This is a genomic window from Salmonella sp. GDC200615, assembly GCF_050574145.1.
Classification (GTDB): domain Bacteria; phylum Pseudomonadota; class Gammaproteobacteria; order Enterobacterales; family Enterobacteriaceae; genus Salmonella; species Salmonella enterica.
In genome coordinates this window covers 72,050-90,308 of record NZ_CP192248.1, presented here as the reverse complement: position 1 = coordinate 90,308, position 18,259 = coordinate 72,050, and the positions used below count along the sequence as shown (strand labels likewise).

The 18,259-nt window shown below is 49.8% G+C and carries 19 protein-coding genes and 2 pseudogenes; 16 read left to right on the top strand and 5 right to left on the bottom strand.

Annotated elements, in window-relative coordinates; translation table 11 throughout:
* Positions 1–70 precede the first annotated feature (70 nt).
* From traL to ACQ29O_RS23150, 9 genes are all read left to right on the top strand, one after another.
* Positions 71–352, top strand: coding sequence for a type IV conjugative transfer system protein TraL (traL, locus tag ACQ29O_RS23190; RefSeq protein WP_000805625.1), 282 nt, complete (start codon positions 71–73; stop codon positions 350–352).
* On the top strand, positions 349–975 hold the full coding sequence (locus ACQ29O_RS23185; RefSeq protein WP_001049717.1) for a TraE/TraK family type IV conjugative transfer system protein: 627 nt from the start codon (positions 349–351) through the stop codon (positions 973–975). The genes traL and ACQ29O_RS23185 overlap by 4 nt, the downstream gene beginning before the upstream one ends.
* Positions 959–1,876 (top strand): TraK domain-containing protein, encoded by a 918-nt coding sequence (locus ACQ29O_RS23180; RefSeq protein WP_000794249.1) that lies wholly within the window; start codon positions 959–961, stop codon positions 1,874–1,876. Before ACQ29O_RS23185 ends, ACQ29O_RS23180 begins: the two co-directional genes overlap by 17 nt.
* The gene (locus ACQ29O_RS23175; protein WP_024131605.1) at positions 1,876–3,189 is read left to right on the top strand and encodes a TraB/VirB10 family protein; all 1,314 of its coding nucleotides are present in this window, start codon (positions 1,876–1,878) and stop codon (positions 3,187–3,189) included. The genes ACQ29O_RS23180 and ACQ29O_RS23175 overlap by 1 nt, the downstream gene beginning before the upstream one ends.
* Positions 3,186–3,764 carry a type IV conjugative transfer system lipoprotein TraV gene (gene traV, locus ACQ29O_RS23170; protein WP_000793435.1) on the top strand — a complete coding sequence of 193 codons (579 nt, stop codon included), beginning with the start codon at positions 3,186–3,188 and terminating at the stop codon, positions 3,762–3,764. Before ACQ29O_RS23175 ends, traV begins: the two co-directional genes overlap by 4 nt.
* 78 nt (positions 3,765–3,842) lie before the next feature.
* Positions 3,843–4,160 (top strand): TraA family conjugative transfer protein, encoded by a 318-nt coding sequence (traA, locus tag ACQ29O_RS23165; protein ID WP_064754699.1) that lies wholly within the window; start codon positions 3,843–3,845, stop codon positions 4,158–4,160.
* A gap of 284 nt (positions 4,161–4,444) precedes the next feature.
* Complete coding sequence (locus tag ACQ29O_RS23160) at positions 4,445–5,707, top strand: IS1380-like element ISEcp1 family transposase (RefSeq protein WP_000608644.1); 1,263 nt, start codon at positions 4,445–4,447, stop codon at positions 5,705–5,707.
* Between the two features lie 323 nt (positions 5,708–6,030).
* Positions 6,031–7,176, top strand: coding sequence for an extended-spectrum class C beta-lactamase CMY-2 (locus ACQ29O_RS23155; protein WP_000976514.1), 1,146 nt, complete (start codon positions 6,031–6,033; stop codon positions 7,174–7,176).
* A gap of 93 nt (positions 7,177–7,269) precedes the next feature.
* Positions 7,270–7,860 (top strand): lipocalin family protein, encoded by a 591-nt coding sequence (locus tag ACQ29O_RS23150; protein WP_430761453.1) that lies wholly within the window; start codon positions 7,270–7,272, stop codon positions 7,858–7,860.
* Here the strand turns inward: ACQ29O_RS23150 and ACQ29O_RS23145 are convergent.
* Both ACQ29O_RS23145 and ACQ29O_RS23140 read right to left on the bottom strand, forming a co-directional pair.
* Complete coding sequence (locus ACQ29O_RS23145; protein WP_001067855.1) at positions 7,806–8,510, bottom strand: IS6-like element IS26 family transposase; 705 nt, start codon at positions 8,508–8,510, stop codon at positions 7,806–7,808. The genes ACQ29O_RS23150 and ACQ29O_RS23145 overlap by 55 nt on opposite strands.
* An 11-nt stretch (positions 8,511–8,521) precedes the next feature.
* Positions 8,522–8,779: a hypothetical protein gene (locus ACQ29O_RS23140; RefSeq protein WP_430761454.1), complete on the bottom strand. Its 258-nt coding sequence runs from the start codon at positions 8,777–8,779 to the stop codon at positions 8,522–8,524.
* Between the two features lie 24 nt (positions 8,780–8,803).
* Between ACQ29O_RS23140 and ACQ29O_RS23135 the strand changes: the two genes are divergently transcribed.
* The gene (locus ACQ29O_RS23135) at positions 8,804–9,508 is read left to right on the top strand and encodes an IS6-like element IS26 family transposase (RefSeq protein WP_001067855.1); all 705 of its coding nucleotides are present in this window, start codon (positions 8,804–8,806) and stop codon (positions 9,506–9,508) included.
* Positions 9,509–9,762: 254 nt separating this feature from the next.
* On the opposite strand, the gene ACQ29O_RS23130 is transcribed toward ACQ29O_RS23135, so the two are convergent.
* A complete protein-coding gene (locus ACQ29O_RS23130) occupies positions 9,763–10,503 on the bottom strand; it encodes a carbonic anhydrase (RefSeq protein WP_001541566.1) in 741 nt (246 codons plus the stop codon).
* Between the two features lie 654 nt (positions 10,504–11,157).
* On the bottom strand, positions 11,158–11,646 hold the full coding sequence (locus ACQ29O_RS23125; protein ID WP_001746759.1) for a hypothetical protein: 489 nt from the start codon (positions 11,644–11,646) through the stop codon (positions 11,158–11,160).
* A 258-nt stretch (positions 11,647–11,904) separates the two neighbouring features.
* Here ACQ29O_RS23125 and ACQ29O_RS23120 point away from each other — a divergent pair, with 258 nt between their 5' ends.
* From ACQ29O_RS23120 to ACQ29O_RS23105, 4 genes and pseudogenes are all read left to right on the top strand, one after another.
* Positions 11,905–13,020 (top strand): DNA-binding protein, encoded by a 1,116-nt coding sequence (locus tag ACQ29O_RS23120; RefSeq protein WP_061710414.1) that lies wholly within the window; start codon positions 11,905–11,907, stop codon positions 13,018–13,020.
* Positions 13,013–13,653 (top strand): annotated as a pseudogene (locus tag ACQ29O_RS23115) (3'-5' exonuclease). The gene ACQ29O_RS23120 and the pseudogene ACQ29O_RS23115 overlap by 8 nt, the downstream one beginning before the upstream one ends.
* Entirely contained in the window at positions 13,625–14,041 is a 417-nt protein-coding gene (locus ACQ29O_RS23110; protein WP_000988946.1) for a hypothetical protein, read from the top strand. Before ACQ29O_RS23115 ends, ACQ29O_RS23110 begins: the two are co-directional and overlap by 29 nt.
* 56 nt (positions 14,042–14,097) lie before the next feature.
* Positions 14,098–14,699: pseudogene (locus ACQ29O_RS23105) on the top strand (DUF2913 family protein).
* Here the strand turns inward: ACQ29O_RS23105 and ACQ29O_RS23100 are convergent.
* Complete coding sequence (locus ACQ29O_RS23100; protein ID WP_000728917.1) at positions 14,696–15,637, bottom strand: Rpn family recombination-promoting nuclease/putative transposase; 942 nt, start codon at positions 15,635–15,637, stop codon at positions 14,696–14,698. The pseudogene ACQ29O_RS23105 and the gene ACQ29O_RS23100 sit on opposite strands and share 4 nt — an antisense overlap.
* Positions 15,638–16,051: 414 nt before the next feature.
* Between ACQ29O_RS23100 and ACQ29O_RS23095 the strand changes: the two genes are divergently transcribed.
* Complete coding sequence (locus ACQ29O_RS23095) at positions 16,052–17,257, top strand: AAA family ATPase (protein WP_000427676.1); 1,206 nt, start codon at positions 16,052–16,054, stop codon at positions 17,255–17,257.
* Entirely contained in the window at positions 17,257–18,231 is a 975-nt protein-coding gene (locus tag ACQ29O_RS23090) for a ParB family protein (RefSeq protein ID WP_000064276.1), read from the top strand. The genes ACQ29O_RS23095 and ACQ29O_RS23090 overlap by 1 nt, the downstream gene beginning before the upstream one ends.
* Positions 18,232–18,259 lie beyond the last annotated feature (28 nt).

The following is an 18,259-nucleotide window of genomic DNA, read 5'->3' as shown; positions in this document are numbered from 1 at the left end:
GCGAAGCCGTGGCAGAAAATCAGTGACCCTGAATGAGAATACAGGCCACTAGGAAAAGAAGAGGGTTGCTATGAAGCCTGTAAAGATACCGCGCCGGGTCGATGAGCCCCCGCATCTGCTGTTGTGGAGCGCAGATGAGTTGGCCCCGATGCTTTTGGGGCTAACGATAGGGGTCATCATCGGTAAGGCTCTGATCTGCTTTCTGGGGGGGTTACTTGTAACCAACCTTTATCGCCGATTCAGGGATAACCATCCGGATGGATACCTGCTCCACATGATCTACTGGGCCGGGTTCATCATGACCAAGGCCAAATCTCTCAAGAACCCGTTTGTCCGGAGGTATTTGCCTTGAACCTGAAAAAGTATCTCAAGACCTGGGAAGGGACCCAAACAGAAAATAAGTGGGGGCGAATCTTCCAGGGTGGTCTTATTGCTATCGTTTTCCTGCTGGTGGTCCAAGTATTCAGCAAGGAAACCATCGTCACTATCCAGCCTTTCACGCTCACGGAAGAAGCCTGGGTGACGAAAAGTAACGCCTCTCAGTCCTATAAAGAGGCTTGGGGTTTCGCTTTTGCTCAGCTCCTTGGCAATGTGACGCCAGGAACCGTTGACTTTGTGAAAGAACGGATCACCCCGCTTCTCTCCCCGAGCATCTATCAGGACGTGATTGATGCCATCGAAATTCAAGCTCAACAGATCAAGAACGACCGCGTAACCATGCGGTTTGAGCCGCGTTTTGTTGAGTACGAGCCCAAGAGCGACAAGGTGTTTGTCTACGGATATTCCTACGTCAAAGGGGCTTCTTCTAACGAAGAGCGTAGCGAACGCTCCTACGAGTTCGCCATCAAGATTTCAAACTACGCGCCCGTGCTGGACTACATCGACACCTATGTAGGAAAGCCACGCACCAAAACTGTTTTGGAGCAACTCCAGCGCAAAGAAGAAAACCGGAGAAAGCATGAAGAACAACGCTAAACTTTCGCTCCTGGCGCTGTCCTTGGCGCTTGGAACTTCAATGGCCTATGCCTCGGATGACATTCCTGTTGTCCCGGCCAGTGTTATGAAAAAGGATGTTCCTGCCCCTGTGACGTCAGGACAAAGCTCCCATGAGGTTGTGGGCAGCATGAATGAAAACCCCTTACTGACGATGAAGCCGGGGGTTAACCAGATCATCCCGATAGCCGTTGGTCATCCGAACCGAATCGTCACGCCTTTCAGCAATCCTGAGATCGTTTCAACATCTCTGACCGGGGCGACGGATAACGGCCAGTGTGGTGAGGTCTGCATCAAAGAGAATGTGGTCTATGTCGCCACGGATAAGCAGTATCCGGTGACTATGTTCATTACTGAAAAAGGCTCGGAAGCCCAAGCTCTCAGCCTGACGATGGTTCCCCGTCGTATTCCGCCCAGAGAAGTCTTTCTCAAGCTCGATGGTGGTGTAGGTATCACTGGTGCTTTTGCCAATACCAAGGCTGAGACCTGGGAACAGAGCCAGCCTTATGTCGAAACCATCCGGTCGGTATTCCGCAAGATTGCTCTTGGTGAAGTCCCTCAAGGTTACACGTTGAACCGCATCCCTGCTGGTGCTGCGGTGCCGAGCTGCGCTCATCCTGGGGTAAAGGTGGATTTCAGCAAGGGGCAATACATGATGGGCCACCACCTTAACGTGTTCATCGGTGTCGCCCTGAACGTCTCTGATCAGCCTATTGAGTTCAAAGAGGCGTTGTGTGGGAGCTGGGATGTGGCTGCGGTGACTACGTGGCCGCTTAACGTGCTTGAGCCCGGCCAGAAGACGGAGATCTATGTGGCGAAGAAGCAGAAGCGTGGTCTCGCACCAACGTCTAAGCGTCCATCGCTGCTGGGAGGTGCCCAATGATTAAGCGATTTTGGACACAGTTAGACCCCAACAAGAAGCGTTGGGTGTCTATCGCTGGCGGCGTCTTCGTTCTTTTTGCGGTCGTGACAATGTTCTCTGGTGAACCCAAGAAAGAAGAGAAGCGCGGTCGCCAAGAAACCATCAAGCACGTTCTCACAGACAAAAACACCCGTGAGATCGGGATAGATTCGTTGTCTGCCGATGTGAAGATGGTGTCTCGTGAAAACTCCGACCTGAAAAAGGAGCTGGAACGAGTCAAGAAAGAGCTGGAGGAAACCAAAACCACTGCCGGGAAATCCAGTGATGTTGGCCGTGAGATGACCCGCCTTCGTCAAGATTTGGACCGCCTGACCCAGAAGAACATGGAATTGGCTAAGAAAGTCGAAACCGGCGCTGCTGGTGGAAAAACATCCTCTTCATCAGAGGATGCCAGAGCCGATGTTAATGGTGCATCTGGTGGTGATGGTCAGTTCATGGAGAAAAAGCTCGACTACAAAGATCCTGCATCCTTTTTTCGGGACGCACCGCTTCCTGACTCGAAGGGTGGGGCTCCTGCAACTGGCAAGGGAGACGGTCGTGATGCAACTAAACCAGGCATCCAAATAGTGAGCTACTCGCAGAAAGCGCCAGAAGTTGAAGAGAAGGACAACAAGGATGATGAGTCTATCTACCTACCTTCTGGCTCCATCCTGACAGGGGTGCTCATCAACGGTATGGACGCACCAACATCTCAAGGTGCTCGTCGAGATCCGTTCCCTTCGACCCTCAGGATTCAGAAAGAGGCTATTTTGCCTAACCGCTTCCGTGCGGATGTTCGTGAGTGCTTCCTGATTGTTTCAGGCTATGGAGATCTCAGTTCAGAGCGAGCGTACCTGCGTGGCGAGACCTTCTCGTGCGTTCGGGATGATGGGGGTGTCATAGAAGCGAAGCTGGATTCCTATGCAGTGGGTGAAGACGGTAAGGCCGGTGTCCGTGGTCGCGTCGTATCGAAGCAGGGGCAAATCATCGCCAAGAGCTTGATGGCAGGCTTCCTTGGTGGCGTTTCCGAAGCCTTTGACGTCAATCCTGTGCCGGTCGTTAGCACTAACCCTGGCTCAAATACCCAGTACCAGTCTGTGTTCTCCGACCAGATGTTGCAGGGAGCAGCAGTGAAGGGGGCCAGTAAGGCGCTAGATCGCATCGCTCAGTTCTATATCGACATGGCCGAAGGCATCTTCCCTGTTATCGAGGTCGATGCTGGCCGTCAGGTAGACATCATCGTGACCAAAGGAACCAAGCTACAAATTCGTTCCACCGGGGGAACCAAGAAATGAAAAATTTGAACATTTTGACCAGAAAGGGCAGTTCCAGAGGCGAGGCTCAAAAGGAACAGGCAGTAAGATCCGCAAAGATGTTGGGGGTGGGTGCAGCGCTACTTATTTTGTCGGGCTGTTCGACGTTCAACATCGGCAAGGATGAGTATAGCTGTCCGGGAATGCCGAATGGTGTTCAGTGTATGTCAGCGCGAGACGTTTACGCCGCAACCAATGACGGAAATGTCCCGCGTCCAATGAAACCAGAGGAAGTCGAGGCCAAAGCGGAAGCGGATGGCGAAGGTTCCTCAAACGTTTCAGCGAACTCATCTAGCTCCGGAGACCCGGTGATTGACAACTATGTCGCACCGCGTCTTCCGGATCGCCCGATTCCAATTCGTACACCAGCACAGGTTATGCGGATTTGGGTAGCTCCCTGGGAGGACACCAATGGTGATCTCATCGTGACAGGGTATGTCTATACCGAAATCGAACCGCGCAGGTGGGTGATTGGGGATGGCACACCGCAAAGTGAGCCAGTTTTGAGACCGCTGCAAACGGTACAACACGAACCGAAGTCTGAAACAACCAAATAGGAGATGTTCTTGATGAACGCAAATCAGTTGGCGAATGCCTCAAGTAAAAACAACGCACTCTTCCTCTTCCTGGGGTTGATGGTGGTAGCCTTCCTGCTCGTGCCGGATCAGGCCCACGCTGGTACTGGTGGTACAGCGTTTGACGACGTATGGGTAACTCTCAAGGATTGGACCCAAGGTACTTTGGGTCGAATCGTTGCGGGTGCGATGATCCTGGTCGGTGTTGTTGGTGGTATCGCTCGCCAGAGCCTCATGGCTTTCGCTATGGGTATCGGTGGCGGTATGGGCCTGTACAACTCCCCGACCGTAGTGGAATCCATCATGTCTGCTACTCTGGAACATGCAGAGAAGGTCATCCCGGCTGTTGTGCAACTCAGCAATGGCCTGGGGGTGTAAAAGACACCTTGCCGTTAATCAACGGGTGATAGGGGCAGCCTAAAAGCTGCCCTTATTTTTTGGCAAAAAGTCCAGTCATAACAAATTCCAACTATTTCCCTAGATTCTACGTCAGTACTTCAAAAAGCATAATCAAAGCCTTGATAAATATGCATTCCTTCGAAATTCAGCTTTCACCCATTGGGTGAAAGAAAAGTGCTCAAAAATATGTTAAATTATCAGCTTTTATGACTCGATATATGGTAAAATAATAGTAAGAAAAGTAGTAAAAAGGGGTTCTAATTATGATTAATAAAATTGATTTCAAAGCTAAGAATCTAACATCAAATGCAGGTCTTTTTCTGCTCCTTGAGAATGCAAAAAGCAATGGGATTTTTGATTTTATTGAAAATGACCTCGTATTTGATAATGACTCAACAAATAAAATCAAGATGAATCATATAAAGACCATGCTCTGCGGTCACTTCATTGGCATTGATAAGTTAGAACGTCTAAAGCTACTTCAAAATGATCCCCTCGTCAACGAGTTTGATATTTCCGTAAAAGAACCTGAAACAGTGTCACGGTTTCTAGGAAACTTCAACTTCAAGACAACCCAAATGTTTAGAGACATTAATTTTAAAGTCTTTAAAAAACTGCTCACTAAAAGTAAATTGACATCCATTACGATTGATATTGATAGTAGTGTAATTAACGTAGAAGGTCATCAAGAAGGTGCGTCAAAAGGATATAATCCTAAGAAACTGGGAAACCGATGCTACAATATCCAATTTGCATTTTGCGACGAATTAAAAGCATATGTTACCGGATTTGTAAGAAGTGGCAATACTTACACTGCAAACGGTGCTGCGGAAATGATCAAAGAAATTGTTGCTAACATCAAATCAGACGATTTAGAAATTTTATTTCGAATGGATAGTGGCTACTTTGATGAAAAAATTATCGAAACGATAGAATCTCTTGGATGCAAATATTTAATTAAAGCCAAAAGTTATTCTACACTCACCTCACAAGCAACGAATTCATCAATTGTATTCGTTAAAGGAGAAGAAGGTAGAGAAACTACAGAACTGTATACAAAATTAGTTAAATGGGAAAAAGACAGAAGATTTGTCGTATCTCGCGTACTGAAACCAGAAAAAGAAAGAGCACAATTATCACTTTTAGAAGGTTCCGAATACGACTACTTTTTCTTTGTAACAAATACTACCTTGCTTTCTGAAAAAGTAGTTATATACTATGAAAAGCGTGGTAATGCTGAAAACTATATCAAAGAAGCCAAATACGACATGGCGGTGGGTCATCTCTTGCTAAAGTCATTTTGGGCGAATGAAGCCGTGTTTCAAATGATGATGCTTTCATATAACCTATTTTTGTTGTTCAAGTTTGATTCCTTGGACTCTTCAGAATACAGACAGCAAATAAAGACCTTTCGTTTGAAGTATGTATTTCTTGCAGCAAAAATAATCAAAACCGCAAGATATGTAATCATGAAGTTGTCGGAAAACTATCCGTACAAGGGAGTGTATGAAAAATGTCTGGTATAATAAGAATATCATCAATAAAATTGAGTGTTGCTCTGTGGATAACTTGCAGAGTTTATTAAGTATCATTGCAGCAAAGATGAAATCAATGATTTATCAAAAATGATTGAAAGGTGGTTGTAAATAATGTTACAATGTGTGAGAAGCAGTCTAAATTCTTCGTGAAATAGTGATTTTTGAAGCTAATAAAAAACACACGTGGAATTTAGGAAAAACTTATATCTGCTGCTAAATTTAACCGTTTGTCAACACGGTGCAAATCAAACACACTGATTGCGTCTGACGGGCCCGGACACCTTTTTGCTTTTAATTACGGAACTGATTTCATGATGAAAAAATCGTTATGCTGCGCTCTGCTGCTGACAGCCTCTTTCTCCACATTTGCTGCCGCAAAAACAGAACAACAGATTGCCGATATCGTTAATCGCACCATCACCCCGTTGATGCAGGAGCAGGCTATTCCGGGTATGGCCGTTGCCGTTATCTACCAGGGAAAACCCTATTATTTCACCTGGGGTAAAGCCGATATCGCCAATAACCACCCAGTCACGCAGCAAACGCTGTTTGAGCTAGGATCGGTTAGTAAGACGTTTAACGGCGTGTTGGGCGGCGATGCTATCGCCCGCGGCGAAATTAAGCTCAGCGATCCGGTCACGAAATACTGGCCAGAACTGACAGGCAAACAGTGGCAGGGTATCCGCCTGCTGCACTTAGCCACCTATACGGCAGGCGGCCTACCGCTGCAGATCCCCGATGACGTTAGGGATAAAGCCGCATTACTGCATTTTTATCAAAACTGGCAGCCGCAATGGACTCCGGGCGCTAAGCGACTTTACGCTAACTCCAGCATTGGTCTGTTTGGCGCGCTGGCGGTGAAACCCTCAGGAATGAGTTACGAAGAGGCAATGACCAGACGCGTCCTGCAACCATTAAAACTGGCGCATACCTGGATTACGGTTCCGCAGAACGAACAAAAAGATTATGCCTGGGGCTATCGCGAAGGGAAGCCCGTACACGTTTCTCCGGGACAACTTGACGCCGAAGCCTATGGCGTGAAATCCAGCGTTATTGATATGGCCCGCTGGGTTCAGGCCAACATGGATGCCAGCCACGTTCAGGAGAAAACGCTCCAGCAGGGCATTGCGCTTGCGCAGTCTCGCTACTGGCGTATTGGCGATATGTACCAGGGATTAGGCTGGGAGATGCTGAACTGGCCGCTGAAAGCTGATTCGATCATCAACGGCAGCGACAGCAAAGTGGCATTGGCAGCGCTTCCCGCCGTTGAGGTAAACCCGCCCGCCCCCGCAGTGAAAGCCTCATGGGTGCATAAAACGGGCTCCACTGGTGGATTTGGCAGCTACGTAGCCTTCGTTCCAGAAAAAAACCTTGGCATCGTGATGCTGGCAAACAAAAGCTATCCTAACCCTGTCCGTGTCGAGGCGGCCTGGCGCATTCTTGAAAAGCTGCAATAACTGACGATGAGGCCCAGGATATTGGGCCTCCTTTCTTTCTCTTTTTTTCCTGTTGTCATCTACACTTAACAAAAATACAGCAAGGAAAATCCCATGCGCATTTTGCCCGTCGTTGCTGCAGTTACGGCTGCATTCCTGGTTGTCGCGTGTAGCTCCCCGACACCGCCGAAAGGCGTTACCGTGGTAAATAACTTTGATGCCAAACGCTATCTGGGAACCTGGTATGAAATTGCGCGCTTCGACCATCGTTTCGAGCGCGGATTGGATAAAGTGACCGCAACATACAGCTTGCGCGACGACGGCGGCATCAACGTTATTAACAAGGGCTATAACCCTGACAGGGAGATGTGGCAGAAAACGGAAGGGAAAGCCTATTTCACCGGCGACCCAAGCAGAGCCGCGCTTAAGGTTTCTTTTTTCGGCCCCTTCTATGGCGGGTATAACGTAATTGCACTCGACCGGGAATATCGTCACGCGCTGGTTTGTGGTCCGGATCGCGACTACCTGTGGATCCTTTCACGGACCCCTACTATTTCAGATGAAATGAAACAGCAAATGTTAGCCATCGCGACCCGGGGGCACTGTTGCAAAGTTAGCGATGAGGCAGCCTTTTGTCTTATTCAAAGGCCTTACATTTCAAAAACTCTGCTTACCAGGCGCATTTCGCCCAGGGGATCACCATAATAAAATGCTGAGGCCTGGCCTTTGCGTAGTGCACGCATCACCTCAATACCTTTGATGGTGGCGTAAGCCGTCTTCATGGATTTAAATCCCAGCGTGGCGCCGATTATCCGTTTCAGTTTGCCATGATCGCATTCAATCACGTTGTTCCGGTACTTAATCTGTCGGTGTTCAACGTCAGACGGGCACCGGCCTTCGCGTTTGAGCAGAGCAAGCGCGCGACCATAGGCGGGCGCTTTATCCGTGTTGATGAATCGCGGGATCTGCCACTTCTTCACGTTGTTGAGGATTTTACCCAGAAACCGGTATGCAGCTTTGCTGTTACGACGGGAGGAGAGATAAAAATCGACAGTGCGGCCCCGGCTGTCGACGGCCCGGTACAGATACGCCCAGCGGCCATTGACCTTCACGTAGGTTTCATCCATGTGCCACGGGCAAAGATCGGAAGGGTTACGCCAGTACCAGCGCAGCCGTTTTTCCATTTCAGGCGCATAACGCTGAACCCAGCGGTAAATCGTGGAGTGATCGACATTCACTCCGCGTTCAGCCAGCATCTCCTGCAGCTCACGGTAACTGATGCCGTATTTGCAGTACCAGCGTACGGCCCACAGAATGATGTCACGCTGAAAATGCCGGCCTTTGAATGGGTTCATGTGCAGCTCCATCAGCAAAAGGGGATGATAAGTTTATCACCACCGACTATTTGCAACAGTGCCGTTTTAACTGTCATGCCCTCAGTGTAAGCAACAAATCCGGTTAATCCAGGGCCTAAGTTGTTTGTACTTGAAGGGTCATAAACACCAAAAGGTGCAGACGGAGCATTGGTTATGCTATCAAACATCACTTTTTGACGAGGTGAAAGATAGCTATTTCCAGCGCTATCGGCACTGTTGCAAATAGTCGGTGGTGATAAACTTATCATCCCCTTTTGCTGATGGAGCTGCACATGAACCCATTCAAAGGCCGGCATTTTCAGCGTGACATCATTCTGTGGGCCGTACGCTGGTACTGCAAATACGGCATCAGTTACCGTGAGCTGCAGGAGATGCTGGCTGAACGCGGAGTGAATGTCGATCACTCCACGATTTACCGCTGGGTTCAGCGTTATGCGCCTGAAATGGAAAAACGGCTGCGCTGGTACTGGCGTAACCCTTCCGATCTTTGCCCGTGGCACATGGATGAAACCTACGTGAAGGTCAATGGCCGCTGGGCGTATCTGTACCGGGCCGTCGACAGCCGGGGCCGCACTGTCGATTTTTATCTCTCCTCCCGTCGTAACAGCAAAGCTGCATACCGGTTTCTGGGTAAAATCCTCAACAACGTGAAGAAGTGGCAGATCCCGCGATTCATCAACACGGATAAAGCGCCCGCCTATGGTCGCGCGCTTGCTCTGCTCAAACGCGAAGGCCGGTGCCCGTCTGACGTTGAACACCGACAGATTAAGTACCGGAACAACGTGATTGAATGCGATCATGGCAAACTGAAACGGATAATCGGCGCCACGCTGGGATTTAAATCCATGAAGACGGCTTACGCCACCATCAAAGGTATTGAGGTGATGCGTGCACTACGCAAAGGCCAGGCCTCAGCATTTTATTATGGTGATCCCCTGGGCGAAATGCGCCTGGTAAGCAGAGTTTTTGAAATGTAAGGCCTTTGAATAAGACAAAAGGCTGCCTCATCGCTAACTTTGCAACAGTGCCGTGAAAACTGTCTCGTTTAACTCTAGATGATGAAAACGTAACACCGGAATGGGATAAAAACAACCCAAATGAGACAGAAAAACTGTCTCACCAGACTGTGCGTTTTGGGTGTACTCAAAAAATACATTTTCATTCCAGAGAAAATTTAATGAGCTCTTAATGTAATGCGAGGCTGACTGTATTCGGACTCGGACTGCTTCAGTTATACTTCGAAAAACTCAACCTTACCGCCAGTAAGGTGATACATACTGCCAACGATTTTAATTTTCTTCTCATCTTCCAGTTGTTTCAGCACCGGGCTGTTTTTGCGGATGTTTTCGATAGTCAGCTCGACATTTTTTCGTGCCACCGCATCGACAAAATCATAATTGCTACCTTTACGCTCACCGCTATACTCCGTTTTTGCAATCGCGGGTTTAATTTCATCCAGCAGCCCCGTCAGGTTACCCAGTTCAGCATTATCAATAGCACAGCGTACTGCGCCACAGCGGGTGTGTCCTATAACCAGCACTACTTTCGCGCCGGCAACTGCACAGGCAAACTCCATGCTGCCCAGCATATCGCGATTACTGATATTACCCGCTACGCGGGAATTAAACGTCTCACCGATCCCCGCATCCAGCACAATTTCCGCCGGCGCACGTGAGTCAATGCAGCTAAGGATCACCGCAGCAGGATACTGACCCGCAATACTGTTGCGCTTCTGTGCCAGGTAATCATGTTTAGCCGGGCGATTTTCCCGGAAGCGCAGGTTACCCTGTTTAAAATGTTCAATGACTGCATCTGGAGTCATACCGTCACGTTCCTCTTTGCTCAGTGATGCGGCGAAAGAGATAGTTGGTACCGATAAGGCCGCCAGCCCGGTGACAGACAAAGCAGATACTGCAAGAGTTTGTTTCAGTATTGCACGTCGTGAAGGTTGTGCTGGTTGGTTTTGTTCCATTATTTGCTCCTATTTACTGAGTTAACTCCAATTGCTGCGATTATACGTAGGTAAACGTTAATCAAACCAAAACGACAATTTTTAACCAGTATGAATAAATATCTGAGACCAGTCGAACTGGAAAATAGAATGCTGGCAGTCGGTTTGCCGATATGACGAAGTTGACTTGCAGTTATTGTGAGCCCGGTGGAATGGATTGCGAGCCGGGCAGGATAAATGCGAGCCCATTGTCACTTAATGTGAGCCGGTGGCATTTTTCATTTGCAGTTAATGTGAGCCGAAATTTGCGCTGATTGCGAGTCGGGGGGATTTCGATTGCGGGCCGCTACAACTAGGAACTCTGTGTGTTCCGAACTTCATAAGTCTGGAGCGTTCATCTCATTCTTTGAGTGTCCGTTTGGTAATTCCGGTTGTCGCGTCACAGTTATGATACGGAGAAATCAGGTGTGGCTCTCAGTCTGGTCTGGCTTGAACGTGGCCATCCCAGAGCCAGTGCTGTTGCTGATGTACTTTCAGCCGCAGGCTTTCCTGATTTCGGGAAGTAGCTCCAGCAACTGGCCAAAGAACCTTCGCAACGTTGAATAAGCCTGATTTATTTTCACTGACTTATGTGATTAATGCTAATGTACGCATACATTAGCATTAATCATGCATTTAATCCCCTGCGCCTTTCTGTCTGTTCTGATTTTTCTGGTAGTCCTGCTTCACTCTCCCGATATTCTTCAGAACTGTCTGCCAGTGGTCCTCTGCCTGCTGCCGGTAGCGTTCGGCAACGGCAGCAATAATGTCAGGATCACTGTCATGGCTGCGGTGAATGCGTCCCTTCTGGCCAAAGATATCAACAATAATATTCTGGCTGCCCTGCCTGTCGAAAAGATGAGCGCACAGGCGCTTTACAACCAGCGGAGTATAGTCCAGCCCGGCCTCATCAGCGATCTGGAAGAAGAAGTACAGCATCTCATACGTTTTGTAGCGCTTGACGGCCGCACTGAGTCTGGCTGCCCGTTGTGGTGCTTCCCAGGTGTCATCCCTGTAGTTACACAGTTCTGCCTGGTAGTCGGATTCCAGGTCTTCCTCTGTATACCGGTGGTGGCGGAAAAAGTATTCCCTGGCCCGTTTGACGACTGATTCATCCTGCGGCATGTCTGTCTCTGGTTAATGCTAACGTATGCGTACATTAGCATTAACACCAGTACCTGGCAAGGAGAGTGGCGTGCATCGTACCTGTGGTGCATCCCGCCCGGGCTCCGGACATGCTGTGCCAGCAATTCGACCGGCGGTGCGCTGTCCTGGTGCCCTTTTTCGCTACCCTGTCACGTCTTTAATTTGTTTGTTAGTTAGTTTATTTGTTGGTTTGTTTGTGTATAATATAAGCATACCCCTTTATGCGGAGACTGACAGATGCGTCCGGCGACATACGAACCAGAACAGATTATTGAAGCAGGGCTGGCCCTGCAGGCTGAAGGACGGAATATCACCGGGTTCGCACTACGTAACCAGGTGGGTGGCGGCAATCCGACACGTCTCCGCCAGATATGGGACGAATACCAGGCTTCACAGAGCACGGTCGTCACTGAACCCGTTGCCGAGCTGCCAGTGGAAGTGGCTGAAGAAGTGAAGGCCGTCTCCGCCGCGCTGTCCGAACGCATCACCCAGCTGGCGACAGAACTGAATGACAAGGCGGTCCGGGCTGCAGAACGCCGGGTTGCGGAAGTCACGCGTGCTGCCGGTGAACAGACCGCACAGGCAGAGCGGGAGCTGGCCGACGCCGCGCAGACAGTCGACGACCTGGAAGAAAAACTGGATGAACTGCAGGACAGATATGACAGTTTGACGCTGGCGCTGGAGTCAGAACGTTCACTGCGTCAGCAGCATGATGTGGAGATGGCCCAGCTGAAAGAGCGTCTTGCGGCCGCTGAAGAGAATACCCGTCAGCGAGAGGAACGGTATCAGGAGCAGAAGGCAGTGCTGCAGGATGCGCTTAATGCGGAGCAGGCACAGCACAAAAACACGCGGGAAGACCTGCAGAAACGACTGGAGCAAATTTCTGCCGAAGCTAATGCGCGTACAGAAGAACTGAAGTCTGAACGCGATAAAGTCAATACTCTCCTTACCCGCCTTGAATCGCAGGAAAATGCGCTGGCCTCAGAACGTCAGCAGCATCTGGCCACCCGCGAAACGCTGCAGCAACGCCTCGAGCAGGCCATCGCTGACACGCAGGCGCGCGCCGGTGAGATTGCACTTGAACGTGACAGAGTCAGCAGCCTCACCGCAAGGCTGGAATCGCAGGAAAAGGCCTCCTCGGAGCAACTGGTGCGTATGGGCAGTGAAATAGCCAGTCTGACAGAGCGTTGCACACAGCTGGAAAACCAGCGTGATGATGCCCGTCTGGAGACGATGGGGGAGAAAGAAACGGTCGCGGCACTGCGTGGTGAGGCTGAAGCCCTGAAGAGTCAGAACCAGTCACTGATGGCGGCGCTTTCAGGCAATAAACAGACCGGTGGCCAGAATGCGTGATGATGACAATTCAGACGCCTGTGATGAAGCGCCCCGGGCGGAGGATAAATGCTACACCAAAGGGCGGCTTCGGGATGAGTTCAGGATGAAGCCAGCCCCTGGTGCGGAACCGGTCAGAATGTACAAAAGTCCTTACGGCGGGAAATACGGCGTATGGCGGCTGGCTGACTGCGTCCCGATGCGGGCGAAACGCCCTCAGACAGAAAAACAGCGGCTGGCCAGCACACGTCTGGGCCTGCAGGCCCGGATGAAGAGTGAGCGTGGCAGGTTCGCCATGCTGGCACATACCTGGTTAGCACTGGGCCCCGTCTTCCTCGATACCGAAACGACCGGACTTGATGCCGGCGCGCAGGCGCTGGAAATCGGTCTGGTGAATGCCCGCGGTGAGAGGATATTTGAGACCCGCCTGAAACCCACAGTCGGCATCGATCCGGCAGCAGCTGCAGTACAAATCGTTACGGAACCATATCGCTTTCCGGTGCTGTCAGTCAGGCTGGCCTGAGCTGGATCGGGGTGGCTCATTCCGCCGTCACTGACGCCGTTATGACAGCACAGGTGGTAAACAATATTGCCGGATACTGGCATGAACTCCAGTGTGAAATGAATGATGACGCAGGGAGTGAGCCAGCATAACGCTGCTCTCTGGCTGGTCAGACAGTTGCAGGGATTAATTCAGGAGTCTGAAATGGAGAATATGTTGAAAACTATGCGTGAGCATTTCCCCGTTCGAACAGTGGTGATCGAACAGTCTCTGGATATGTTTGGTGTCAAACGAAATGAGGACGGGACGTTACTCTTCCCCCGTCACTCCGATAAACGTTTTCCCGTTGCACGTATCCGTAAGCGACTGGCGGCTTATGGCTGGCGAGGAGAACGCCTGAATAAGGAGGTGGCGCGAATCGTCGCGGGCCCTGATATCCTCCCTGAGAGGAGGGACTACAGCATTATTTTCCCTTACGGATGGGAGAAGAAGCAGCTGACGCGTGAGATGCGGCGAATGTTTCTCCGTAAGACGGGCTGACGTGTGCTGATTATGCCTGATGAATTACATCATTTTTCTGACTTGCGGGAGAAGCCGTGACATTGACAGAAAAATCAGGTCATCTGGCGTGGTGTGCCCTGGTGGCGCTTGCGCTGGCCAGGCAGGATGGTGGCGTTCTCTCGCCGGCACAGGAAAACCTCTTTCTCACCCGCTGGCTGGCGACTGCGCTGAAGCAACGGCGTTTTTCTCGTGATGTGACGCCCGATATCGAGTGGCTTTTGAAACAGGGACGTCAGATGGGCGTCAGCGCCAAGCTAGCCAGCAAGCTGAATTACCTCTGGCGTTCATGCACCGGTGAGTTGTCCGAGCAGAACGACCTGTTCCGGCTGACGTATGCTCTGGAAACAGCGAAAGATATGCACTGGAACTACCGTCTGCTGAGCGATCGGGAATGGTCCGGCCGGAATGCTGTGGCGCTCAGTGCAGGCGTGAACGGCATTTATCTCTCACGGGCCAAACTCGATGTCGGTTTTAACGACAGCGGCCGACAGATAAATTCGCTGACAGCACGTTTGACAGGGAACGTAGCGGGGGTAATGAAGCTGTTTGATCGCTGTGGCTGGCAGAGCCTGATGCCTCCCTGCCCCACCAGTATTCGCTGATGGCCGGGCAGGGAGTGCCAGAAAAGGGGGATTAGTGGCGGATCTGCGCTAGGTCGTCTTCAGTCAGACCGGTCATTTTCATGACGGTATTGCGGTCAATGCAGTTCTGGAGCATGGTACGGGCTATTTTCAGAGTCGCTTCGCGCTCCCCTTCTGAACGGCCTTTTTCGATACCACGTTGTTCACCGAGCTGAATCCCCTTCTCGATGCCCTTCTGTTCGAGCTGTTGTGCGATGGTCATAAGTGCGTCTCCGTGTTGCGGCACACGCTGTGCCAGTTCGCGTACAAAGGCTTCGGCGTCCGATGTTTCGCCTGCCTGCACTATATAGTGTACCAGCGATATTACCTGCGATGAAGACAGATATCCGGCCAGCAAAATGGGCGCCAGCCGGTCAACCAATTCTGCCAGGTCCCGCTGATGAATATGTTTCTGCAATAAAGTCAGGGCGGCCATGCTACGGTGGCCGGCGATTTCATCATCCGGAATGACCGTAACGTCTACCAGCGGGAAAGCACTGCTGTAGAGTTTGTCTGCCAGAGCCGTATCGTCAAATTCGTCCAGCCAGCGGGTGGAGTATGGATACGGGCTGCGTTTCCCCGTATAGAACAACACTGGTATCACCAGTGGCAGTTTTTTATGCCCTGCCTCCAGGTGGCGCTGCATGGCGGCCACCGCATAGCGTATCAGGCGGAAAGCCATATGTTTGTCAGGTGTTGACTGGTGTTCAACCAGGACATGAATATATCCGTCGCCGGCTGTGGTTTTCAGGCTGTAGAGGACGTCGCTGAAATACTGGCGGAGATCATCCTCAACAAACGAGCCGGATTCCAGTTTCAGTGTACTGAGATCGCAGATGGCACGCAGCTCTGCCGGCAGATGCAGCTCCATAAAATCCCGGGCAATGTCAGGTTGTGTCAGAAACTGCCGGAATGTCGCGTCGTGGGGAGTCGGCGTAGTGTTTTTCTTTTTCATCAGTCCATGCTCTGAAAAATGACCCGGTCATAGTATCACAGGCAAAAAATGTTGACATTGCGAGGAACGGAATTGCAATTCCTTCAGGGGCAGTCCCCTCTTTCTTTTTTAATCATCAGCTTGCTTGCCCGGAGATATCCATGTCCTGGCAGAAACTGGTACTGCTGAACTATACCCTAATGTGCCTGGCTGACGCGCCCCTTGGGCTTGTCCAACCCTTCGCCTGCTCAGATGCAAGCTCTGAACAGACTCACGGTTTGCGCTGTGGGTTAACAAAATGATTGTGGATGTAGTGCCCTCTTCTCCATTTAATCTTCGGTGCCTCCTGTGAGAGCAAAATCAAAATATTATGATTTATTTCTTGCAACATGATTCTTTTTGTTCAAAATGACAAAAAACATCATGAGGTGATAAATGGAAAATATTGAGCAGTTACGGAAAGTCGCCACACGTGCAGGTAAACTTCTGACATCCTTGAGCGAAAGTATCCGCCAGCAAAAAGAGGAATTGAAGCTTACCGAGTTCTATCAGGAATACAGCAAAGCCGCCCTATATAAGCTGCCTAAGCTCAGCAAAGGGAGTGTTGAGTATGCTGTGGCCGAAATGGAAGCCAGTGGCTACATTTTTAAAAAGAAACCTTCTGGCAATACCATGAAGTACGCGATGACGATTCAGAACGTTATCGATCTGTATTTCCATCGTAAAGTGCCCAAGTACAGAGATCGCTTCGATAAAGCTTTCACTATATTTGTATGTAACCTTAAAGGTGGCGGTTCCAAGACAGTTTCTACCGCTTCATTATCCCATGCATTTCGGGCTCATCCTCAGCTTCTGTTCGAAGACCTGCGTATCCTGGCCATCGATTTCGATCCGCAGGCATCTCTGACAATGTTCCTGAGCCATGAGAATTCAGTGGGCCTGGTTGAAAATACGGCTGCTCAGGCCATGCTCCAGAACGTGTCTCGTGAAGAATTACTTTCCGATTTCATCGTGTCGTCAATTATCCCGGGCGTTGATGTTATTCCCGCTTCCATTGACGATGCATTCCTTGCTGAAGGCTGGAAGGGATTGTGTGAGGAACATCTGCCAGGGCAAAATATTCATGCAGTGCTTAAAGAGAACATTATCGACAAGCTCCGGTATGACTACGACTTTATCTTCCTTGATAGTGGTCCTCACCTCGATGCGTTCCTGAAAAACTGCATCGGAGCGGCAGACCTGATGTTGACTCCACTTCCTCCGGCAACGGTTGATTTTCATTCTTCCCTGAAGTTTGTAGCCAGCCTTCCTGCGCTTATTGATTCGATCGAACAGGATGGACACACCTGCAATCTCATCGGGAATGTAGGTTTTATGTCCAAAATCCTGAACAAGTCTGATCACAAAATTTGCCATAGTCAGGCCAAAGAAGTATTCGGTGCCGATATGCTCGACATGGTTCTGCCGAGGCTGGATGGCTTCGAGCGATGCGGGGAGACTTTTGACACAGTTATTTCCGCAAATCCAGCAACCTATGATGGAAGCACCGAGGCGCTTAAAAGCGCAAAATCAGCAGCGGAAGACTTTGCGAAGGCCGTATTTGATCGCATTGAGTTCATTCGTACTAATGGAGGTATGTGATGTCGAATGAGAGAAGAAAAACTATTGGCAGACAGTTAAATACCCAGGCGTCAATGGTTGAGATGACTGACACCCAAAGAAGTCAGGTATTTACCCTAAAAACCGGCAGGAAGATAACGTTCAGGTTTGTTCGGGTACCTGCATCGGACGTTGAAAGTAAGACATTCGTAAACCAGGAAACCAATGGAAGAGATCAACTTGCTCTGACCAGGGAGTCCCTGAAATCTATTATCCAGACGATTAAGTTTCAGCAGTTCTTCCCCTGTATTGGCATTCAGCAAGGTGAAAGGATTGAGATACTGGATGGTTCAAGACGGCGAGCCTCAGCGATTTATATCCGTACAGGCCTTGATGTAATGGTTACCAATGAACTTTTATCAGATGATGAAGCTCGCCATCTGGCTAAAGATATCCAGACAGCTAAAGAGCATAACCTTCGGGAGATCGGCTTAAGATTGATGGCTCTGAAAGAGTCTGGATTCAATCAAAAGGAAATTGCTGAACTGGAGGGGTTATCCCAGGCTAAGGTCACCAGGGCACTGCAGGCGGCAGCAGTACCGCAAGAATTGATTTCTCTGTTCCCGGTTCAGTCTGAGCTGTCGTTTAGTGACTATAAAATTCTGTTAGAGGTTAATGAAAAACTCAGTGAAAAGGGTTTAACGTCTGAAGGGCTCATTCAGTCTGTCTCAGATCAGCATGATGCAATTTTGAGTGACTACGAGCGACCAGACGACGAACAGAAATCCAGTATACTGAAATTGATTTCTCAGGCCTCTCAGGCATTGATAGCTCCGCCTCCTAAGGAAAAGTCAGTAATTTCCGCACTCTGGACCTTTGAAGAAAAGGACAAGTTCGCGCGCAAGCGTGTGAAAGGGCGTACGCTAACTTATGAGTTTAGTCGTATGTCAAAAGTGGTTCAGGATGAACTGGACAAAGCTATCAACGAGGTCCTTGAGAGAAATTTGAGTCAATAATTTCGCCACGGCGATTTCACATCTAACT

Coding starts and splice junctions, on each gene's coding strand:
- traL (WP_000805625.1), top strand. CDS start 71: ATGAAGCCTGTAAAGATACCGCGCCGGGTCGATGAGCCCCCGCATCTG.
- ACQ29O_RS23180 (WP_000794249.1), top strand. CDS start 959: ATGAAGAACAACGCTAAACTTTCGCTCCTGGCGCTGTCCTTGGCGCTT.
- traV (WP_000793435.1), top strand. CDS start 3,186: ATGAAAAATTTGAACATTTTGACCAGAAAGGGCAGTTCCAGAGGCGAG.
- traA (WP_064754699.1), top strand. CDS start 3,843: ATGGTGGTAGCCTTCCTGCTCGTGCCGGATCAGGCCCACGCTGGTACT.
- ACQ29O_RS23160 (WP_000608644.1), top strand. CDS start 4,445: ATGATTAATAAAATTGATTTCAAAGCTAAGAATCTAACATCAAATGCA.
- ACQ29O_RS23155 (WP_000976514.1), top strand. CDS start 6,031: ATGATGAAAAAATCGTTATGCTGCGCTCTGCTGCTGACAGCCTCTTTC.
- ACQ29O_RS23150 (WP_430761453.1), top strand. CDS start 7,270: ATGCGCATTTTGCCCGTCGTTGCTGCAGTTACGGCTGCATTCCTGGTT.
- ACQ29O_RS23145 (WP_001067855.1), bottom strand. CDS start 8,510: ATGAACCCATTCAAAGGCCGGCATTTTCAGCGTGACATCATTCTGTGG.
- ACQ29O_RS23140 (WP_430761454.1), bottom strand. CDS start 8,779: ATGATAAGTTTATCACCACCGACTATTTGCAACAGTGCCGATAGCGCT.
- ACQ29O_RS23135 (WP_001067855.1), top strand. CDS start 8,804: ATGAACCCATTCAAAGGCCGGCATTTTCAGCGTGACATCATTCTGTGG.
- ACQ29O_RS23130 (WP_001541566.1), bottom strand. CDS start 10,503: ATGGAACAAAACCAACCAGCACAACCTTCACGACGTGCAATACTGAAA.
- ACQ29O_RS23125 (WP_001746759.1), bottom strand. CDS start 11,646: ATGCCGCAGGATGAATCAGTCGTCAAACGGGCCAGGGAATACTTTTTC.
- ACQ29O_RS23120 (WP_061710414.1), top strand. CDS start 11,905: ATGCGTCCGGCGACATACGAACCAGAACAGATTATTGAAGCAGGGCTG.
- ACQ29O_RS23110 (WP_000988946.1), top strand. CDS start 13,625: ATGATGACGCAGGGAGTGAGCCAGCATAACGCTGCTCTCTGGCTGGTC.
- ACQ29O_RS23100 (WP_000728917.1), bottom strand. CDS start 15,637: ATGAAAAAGAAAAACACTACGCCGACTCCCCACGACGCGACATTCCGG.
- ACQ29O_RS23095 (WP_000427676.1), top strand. CDS start 16,052: ATGGAAAATATTGAGCAGTTACGGAAAGTCGCCACACGTGCAGGTAAA.
- ACQ29O_RS23090 (WP_000064276.1), top strand. CDS start 17,257: ATGTCGAATGAGAGAAGAAAAACTATTGGCAGACAGTTAAATACCCAG.